Below are 1545 nucleotides of genomic sequence, written 5' to 3'. Positions count from 1 at the left end.
GGCCCCCGCGCCGGCGGCCCGGACGCACCAGGGCGCCGTCGAGGAACAGCCCGGTGCGGCCGGCCGTGCCCGGCCCCGAGGCCGCGCCCCGCGCCGGCCCAGCGGGCGCGAGCGGCACGACGAGAAGATCACGGTGTACGTGTCCGCCGAGGAGCTCATGGACCTGGAGCACACCCGGCTGGTGCTGCGCGGTGAGCACGGCCTGGCGGTGGACCGCGGACGGATCGTCCGGGAGGCCATCGCGGTCGTCCTGGCGGACCTGGAGCAGCGCGGCGAGGCCTCGATCCTGGTCCGGCGGCTGCGCGGCCGGTAGACGGCGCGGAAGGGCGGCCGGCGGGTTCCGCCGGGCGTCGAGGGGGGCCGCCGGCCCGGCGTGGGGAGGCCGCCGGTCGGCAGGAGCCGGGAACGCGGCAGGAGGCCCTGGGGACGCGGGCCGGGAGCGGGGAAGGCCCCGGGAACCGAGGCGGGGCCGTGTCGGGGCCGCAGGGGTGCTTCCCGGGCGTCGGAGCTCCGGAGCGACGATCCGGGACCAGTGCGGCCGCAGAGGCCCGTACGAGGCCCCGCAGGGCCGCTGGAACGGCGTGTCGGGCCGCCCCGTGGCGGGGCCGGAGCCTGCGACGGGTGAAGATGGACCGTCATGCCCAGAACCGCCGAACCACCAGCCGCCACCGCCGCGAACGCGACCGACGACGAGTCGCGGGGCGGCTTCCGGGTACGGCTGGACAACTTCGAAGGCCCCTTCGACCTGCTGCTCAGCCTGATCGCCAAGCACCGGATGGACGTCACCGAGGTGGCGCTGGCCACCGTGACGGACGAGTTCCTGGCACACATCCGGGCGATGGGCCCGGACTGGGACCTCGACGCGACGACCGAGTTCCTGGTGGTGGCCGCCACCCTGCTGGACCTCAAGGCCGCCCGGCTGCTGCCCGCGGCGGAGGTCGAGGACGAGGCGGACCTGGCCCTGCTGGAGGCCCGCGACCTGCTGTTCGCGCGGCTGCTCCAGTACCGGGCGTACAAGCGGGCGGCGGCCCTGTTCGGCGAGCGCTGGGCGGCCGAGCTGCTGCGCCGGCCCCGGACGGCAGCCCTGGAGCCCCGGCACGCGGAGCTGCTGCCGGAGGTCGTCCTCGGCATCGGGCCGCGGCGGCTCGCCGAGCTGGCGGCCAGGGCGATGGAGCCCAGGCCCGCGCCGGTCGTCTACGTGGACCACATCCACACCCCGCCGGTGAGCGTGCGCGAGCAGGCCTCCCTGGTGGTGGGGCTGCTCACCGAGCTGGGCGAGGCCTCGTTCCGGCGGCTGGTCGAGGACGCGCCGGACGACCTGGTGGTGGTCGCCCGCTTCCTGGCCCTGCTGGAGCTGTACCGGGAGCGGGTGCTCGCCTTCGAGCAGCCCGAGGCGCTCGGCGAGTTGCTGGTGCGCTGGGTCGCCGAGGAGGGCCGGGGCGCGGTCGAGCAGCATGAGGCTAGCCCCCGGAGGCTATGCGGCATGGATGAATGTTGGATTAACACCTTTTCGGTCGGTTTTTGGGCGATCGGCGCACAGGGGCG

1 protein-coding gene and 1 pseudogene are annotated in these 1545 nt (G+C 75.6%); both read left to right on the top strand.

Annotation, left to right across the window (positions count from 1 at the left end; translation table 11 throughout):
- Nucleotides 1–313: pseudogene (locus AB0E96_RS41040) on the top strand (hypothetical protein); the annotation flags it as partial.
- 324 nt (nt 314–637) lie between these two features.
- Nucleotides 638–1545, top strand: a 908-nt coding sequence (locus AB0E96_RS41035; protein ID WP_359831924.1) for a segregation/condensation protein A, incomplete at its 3' end; no start/stop codon positions are given.

The sequence above is a fragment of the Kitasatospora sp. NPDC036755 genome (genome assembly GCF_040636595.1).
Classification (GTDB): Bacteria; Actinomycetota; Actinomycetes; order Streptomycetales; family Streptomycetaceae; genus Kitasatospora.
This window is presented reverse-complemented; position numbering and strand designations above follow the sequence as displayed.